At 31.5% G+C, this 5,860-nt stretch carries 6 protein-coding genes and 1 pseudogene; 6 read left to right on the forward strand and 1 reads right to left on the reverse strand.

What is annotated here, in order from left to right; all coding sequences use genetic code 11:
- Window positions 1–14 precede the first annotated feature (14 nt).
- Together Q0340_RS12325 and Q0340_RS00580 are read left to right on the forward strand one after the other, a co-directional pair.
- Window positions 15–92, forward strand: a complete 78-nt coding sequence (locus Q0340_RS12325) for a PD-(D/E)XK nuclease family protein (RefSeq protein ID WP_363317238.1) — start codon at window positions 15–17, stop codon at window positions 90–92.
- Between the two features lie 86 nt (window positions 93–178).
- Entirely contained in the window at window positions 179–604 is a 426-nt protein-coding gene (locus Q0340_RS00580) for a hypothetical protein (protein ID WP_298081732.1), read from the forward strand.
- On the opposite strand, the gene Q0340_RS00585 is transcribed toward Q0340_RS00580, so the two are convergent.
- Window positions 593–1,600, reverse strand: coding sequence for an IS1595 family transposase (locus Q0340_RS00585; protein ID WP_298081733.1), 1,008 nt, complete (start codon window positions 1,598–1,600; stop codon window positions 593–595). The genes Q0340_RS00580 and Q0340_RS00585 overlap by 12 nt on opposite strands.
- 159 nt (window positions 1,601–1,759) lie before the next feature.
- Here Q0340_RS00585 and Q0340_RS00590 point away from each other — a divergent pair, with 159 nt between their 5' ends.
- The 4 genes and pseudogenes from Q0340_RS00590 to Q0340_RS00605 all read left to right on the forward strand — a co-directional run bounded on the left by Q0340_RS00590 (window position 1,760) and on the right by Q0340_RS00605 (window position 5,533).
- Window positions 1,760–2,008, forward strand: coding sequence for an XRE family transcriptional regulator (locus Q0340_RS00590; RefSeq protein WP_298081734.1), 249 nt, complete (start codon window positions 1,760–1,762; stop codon window positions 2,006–2,008).
- Window positions 1,992–2,993, forward strand: a complete 1,002-nt coding sequence (locus Q0340_RS00595; protein WP_298081735.1) for a DNA adenine methylase — start codon at window positions 1,992–1,994, stop codon at window positions 2,991–2,993. The genes Q0340_RS00590 and Q0340_RS00595 overlap by 17 nt, the downstream gene beginning before the upstream one ends.
- The gene (locus Q0340_RS00600) at window positions 2,990–3,898 is read left to right on the forward strand and encodes a Dam family site-specific DNA-(adenine-N6)-methyltransferase (RefSeq protein WP_298081736.1); all 909 of its coding nucleotides are present in this window, start codon (window positions 2,990–2,992) and stop codon (window positions 3,896–3,898) included. Before Q0340_RS00595 ends, Q0340_RS00600 begins: the two co-directional genes overlap by 4 nt.
- Before the next feature lie 28 nt (window positions 3,899–3,926).
- A pseudogene (locus tag Q0340_RS00605) lies at window positions 3,927–5,533 on the forward strand (AlwI family type II restriction endonuclease).
- The last annotated feature ends 327 nt before the right edge of the window (window positions 5,534–5,860 follow it).

Here is a 5,860-nt window from a genome sequence, read left to right on the forward strand (position 1 = left end):
GCACGAAGCATATTATTTTAGAAAATAAAATTTATGCCGGCGATCAAGAGGCTCAGATCAAAAGATATATAAAAACTATCGGTATTATGTAGCAACCGCAACCAACTTCTATAAAATAATCAGATAAAATTATAGCCATATTAATCGCATATAACAATTGCAGTAAAAAGGGAAAAATATGGCAGAATCTCACGCAATATCGGCTTTAGTAGCTAAACACGCAGAGCTTCAGGGCAGAATTAAATCATATCAAGAAGCTATCAAAGAAGCGAGAGATGAAATTTCAACTATCTCAAAAAGCATAAAGATATTCGATCCAAACTACGACTTAAGAAATATAGCGGCTAAGAAAACAAAGGAAAGACATTTTAAGCATAAAGAACTAACAAAGCTCGTTATAGAGTATATAAAAAATAACGACAATGTCGATATAAATGAATTAACAGAATATGTAATGAAAGCAAAAGCCCTACCGCAAGAACTTCATAAATCGATATACGGCGGAATTTATACCGTTTTAGAGAATTTAGTCCGTCAAGATGTAATAGAATGCCGTATTACAAACGACACAAAACAATATTGTATAAAAATTCTAAATGCCTAATCTCTCGGCTACTCTATGATTGCCTTGCCAATAACCGCAGAATTCGTTTGAAATTCCGCTGTCTAAGCACTTTTTTAAAATATCTCTAAAGATAAAGCCGTTATCAAAACGCCTTGTATCTTCTCTGTAAGCTATCTCATTAGCATAGTTTGATAGATATAACGTGCCTAGCTTATGACATTGTCCGTATTGAAGCCTGCGAAACCTTGAGTTGTAGCTTTCGCTTTGGTTGTTGTTTTCTCCGTTTGCGCCGCAATATTCTATGGCATGATTTACTACTCTGTGATCGTAATGAGCGATAAAATTTGAATATCCGATATTCTCGTCCGTGTGCACTTCGCTGCCTCTTGCGATAAATCTATGAGCTATACGACTTAATTCTACCGGATTCTCGCTTCTTAAAATAAAGGTTCTCGTTCGATTTGCGCCGATGCCGAATTGATCTCTTTGCCTAAGTGATATAACTACTCTTTTATTAGGCTTGTATGCCTTTCTACGATCTATTCTTTTTTCTAATCTATTTCTAGGGCGGATATAGCCGTTAACATATACGCCGTCCATTTCGACTACTCCTTGAAACGGCTTTGAGCTATTATAATCCATTAAGCTTTCGCGAATTTTATGCAGCAATACCCAAGCAGTTTTATATTGAACATTTAAGTCTCGAGAGAGTTGTAACGCCGAAATTCCTTTGGCGGCATTAACGAATATCGCAATGGCAGCAAGTATGGTTTGAAGCGGTAGCTTATGCCCATGAAAAATCGTGCCGCTCGTAACACTAAAAAAGCTAGCGCACTCCTTACACTTAAACTGCTTACGAGAGGTTATGAAGTAAATTTTGCCGCTACTACCGCAGCAAGGACACACTGGCTTACCTTTGGTTTCAAACCAACGAACTTGCCTAAAAGCCGCGATAGCTTGAAAGTCATTCATTCTTGCGATTTTAATAAGAGATAGCTTGCGAGCTTCAGCCGATAGTAAAAAGTGTTGTGCCATATCTACCTCCTATATTTTTATAGTTATATTATACATAATTATGCCTATATTGAAGCTTAAAATACATACATAAAAATATTCATGCTATACATATATACATCTCTTTTATATTTAAAGATATTTAGATATAATACAAATATTGATACAAAAGGCGTGAATATGAAGCTATCGCAAATTTTAAAAAAGACGCATACGCTTATAGAAAGCAAAGAGATACAAAATATCTCGCAACAAGAGATGGCTAACAGACTCGGAGTGTCTTTGCGAACATATACAGAGTGGCTAAGAGACGTTAATCAACCGCTAGCTATGAGAGCTATTTTAGATATGCTTTCACAGCTTAACGATGATGACATTGTAAGGATTGTTAGAACGTGGCAGGTAAGCAGAAATGACCAATTACTTTAAAATAGAAAATCGTAGGTATATTGGAGCAAAAACAAAGCTACTGGATTGGATATTCGACAATTTGCCACTAGAAGATATAGGGTCAGTAGCAGATATTTTCGCCGGTAGCGGCGTAGTAGCACAAAAGTTTATTGCAAACAGTAATGCCAATAAAATTATTATAAATGATTTTTTATACTCTAATAAAGTTATATATCAAGCTTTTTTTAAAGGCGATAAAGCAGATTTTAAGGAACTTGAGAATATAAAACAATACTGCAATGAAGCAATTCAGACAGTAGCAAATTATTTTAGTGATAATTTTGCTGATACCTATTTTTCATATAATGATTGCTTAAAAATAGGCTCAATTAGAGAATATATAAGCAAAGCAAATTTTTCACAAAATATTGAAAATATATTACTTGCTAGTTTAATTTACTCAATGGATAAGGTGGCTAATACCGTTGGACACTATGATGCGTATATAAAACAAAAAAAACCGATTGATAAATTTAAATTTGAATTAATTAGACCCATAAAATCAGAAAAGACAATAGAAATTTATAAAAGAGATGCAAATGAACTATCAAAGAATATTAAAGCCGATTTGTTTTTTATAGATCCTCCGTATAATTCTCGTCAATATAGTCGCTTCTATCATATATATGAAAATTTAGTAAAGTGGGAAAAACCAAAATTAAGTGGAGTGGCCTTAAAGCCAAAAGAAGAAAATATGAGTGAATACTGCAAGGTTTCTGCCTCGAAATCTTTTTCAGATTTGATAGAAAATTTAGACTGCAAATATATAGCTGTTACCTATAATAATACATATGCATCAAAATCAAGTTCTTCTAAAAATAAAATAAGTTATGAGCAACTAAAGACCATTTTATCCAAAAAAGGGCAACTTTATGTAAAAGAGAGGCCATATTCATATTTTAATGCCGGTAAAACAGCGCTATTGAACCATAAAGAATTTTTGTTTTTCGTAGATGTCAAATGATCATAAAACCTAATCGTTCCCCATTATTTTATACGGGCGATAAATATAAATTAATGCCACAATTAAATGAGCTATTTCCAAAAGAAATAAATAGATTTATTGAACCCTTTGTAGGCGGAGGAAGTGTATTTTTAAATACAAATGCAAATAGTTACTTGGCTAATGATATTGATAAAAATATAATAGCTTTACATAAAATGTTTTTAAATTTTGATCTTGACGAGCTCATGAGAAAATTTACCAACATCATTAACAAATATGGATTATCGTTTTCTTTTAAAGGCGTCAATGTCCCAAATACACTAAAAAGGCAACATATTAAAACCTACTACGCAAAATTTAATAAACTACCTTATGAAAAAATGAGAAGCGATTATAACACAGATAAAAATGATTTCGTAAAGCTCTATTTGCTTTTAATTTATGGTTTCAATCGCATTATACGTTTTAATTCTAGTGGCGATTTTAATTTGCCTGTAGGCAATGTAGATTTTAATCAAAATGTATACAATGCCCTGTCGAGCTATAAAGTTTTTACAAACAATAAAGATATCAAATTTTCAAATATGGACTATATAGAATTTTTAGATAGCTTAAAATTTAAAGATAACGACTATGTGTATTTTGATCCACCATATTTAATTTCAAATTCAGAATATAATAAAATTTGGAGCGAAATTAACGAATATGAGTTGTATTCTAAAATAGACGAGTTACACAAAAAAAATATTAAATTTGGTATTACAAATTTGATCTACCACAAAGGAAGGATTAATAATATTTTAAAACAATGGGCCAATAAGAACAAATATAAAATATACAATATCAATAGCAATTATATTAGCTTTAATGATAATACTATAAAAACTGACAGTAAGGAAATTTTTATAACAAATTATATATAATTTGCTAATCTACTTTTCAGGAGATACTATGCCTAGAGCTTTAGAGCGTAAGGCTTTAAGTTTTTCTACTACTATGAGAAATCCAACAAGAATGGCTGGATTTTTATTTGCTATGCTAGCTTATGAGAATGAGGTTCTAACTCACGATATTATTATGCAAATAATTAAAAATGTGTTGCGTTTAAAGTTATATCGCTCAAGATACTTAAATTATAATACAGAATTAGCTTATAGCTTTGAAAATGAAGAAAGTGTTTTTAGTAATGAGGAGTTGGAACTTATTATAGAAAATTCACCTCAAGAACATAAGGAAAGGGGGTTTGATAAGGGATGGGAAAGTAGATTTGATACTTGGTATAAATTAATGAGTGAATTTGGATTTTGTTACTATGCCAAAGATCAACCTATTTTAATTAGTCAAATAGGTAAAATTTTGATGAGAGTTGCTTTGATATACAGAATCAAGAACCTAGAGAAAATATTGATGAAGCTTTAATGGGTAGTGTATTTTTAAATGCCTTAAGAAAATACGAAGTAGGCAATCCATATAAGAAAAATTTAAATCATAATACACCTTTTAGGTTATTACTTGCGCTGTTAAAAAGATTAAACGATAATGGAATGAGCAGTTTAAATGTAAAAGAAATACCAATATTGCTTTGCTGGAGAAACAACGACGATGAAGCACTATTTAATTATATATTAGCATTAAGAGATGAAATCTTTGCATTAAACCATGTCCACTTTAGTTATTCTAATGAATTCATTTTTGAAAAATGTTTGGAATTATTAGAAAGTAATAACGCTGTTAGATTTAAAATAGGACAAATTACCGGTGAAGCGGTAGACGAGTATATACGAAAAATGCGTATTACTGGGCTCATATCTCTTCGTGGAGCTGGAAAATTCATAGACATTAACCATAATGAAATAGAAAAAGTCGATTATATCTTATCGAATCCAATAAGTTTTCAAGGTAATTATCTTGATGATACTGATTCAAATCGTTTTGCTTTTTATGAATTCATGTCGGAAATCGATGAAGAATTAATTAGACGGCCTATCGAAGAGGTGTCAAGCTATATAAAAATTGAAAGACTGAACCAACTTGCTATTTCTTACACACTAGAACAAATAGAAAATGAATTAAAAACTACTTGTTTGACTAATAGGGCTAGTGGCGATAACCTTTTAAGACATATTGATAGGCCTTTGCGATTTGAATTTTTAACGGCTATTTTTCTTTGTCAAAATTTTAATACTTTACAAATTATTCCAAATTATAGATGTGATGACGAAGGTATTCCAATATTTACAGCAAGTGGCGGTGTGGCTGACATTGTAGCGTATGATGATACTACTGAAAGCTATATAGAGGTGAGTCTAATAAGGGGTAGAAATCAGGTAACAAACGAAATGATACCAATAGAAAGACATTTGGAAACCTATATTAACAATAGTAATAATTCTAAAGTTAAATTTAGCGTATTTGTTGCACCAATTATACACCGTGATACAATAAGGTTTGCACAATTTACAAAGTATAACAAGAACTTAGATATACCATATTATAATATTGATGATTTTATAGCAAAAGTTAAAGAAAGCCTTGAAATATCAGAATTAAATATGTAATCACTTCTATATTAATCTATAAAATTTTTATAATAGAAGTTAGATGCATTTGCTACATAATATCGAAATTATTTTGGTATCAGCTTAAGATCAAAACCGCTCCTCTCTTACGGTATTAATACATTTTAATTTACTCTGCGCCTTCGGTGTGGGGTAAATTAGACTCTACGCGGCGCCGAATTTTGCCCGCGAAACGATACGGCGCGAAATCTTGCTTTACGGATTTTGGAATTTCAAATTTTAAAGCCTGCGAGCTTTTGGCTACCGCAGAAAAGACTTGCGAACTTCGCGGCACCTTGAAATTTAATCATTTTAAAATTTACGCCG

This window comes from uncultured Campylobacter sp. (assembly GCF_938045595.1).
Classification (GTDB): domain Bacteria; phylum Campylobacterota; class Campylobacteria; order Campylobacterales; family Campylobacteraceae; genus Campylobacter_B.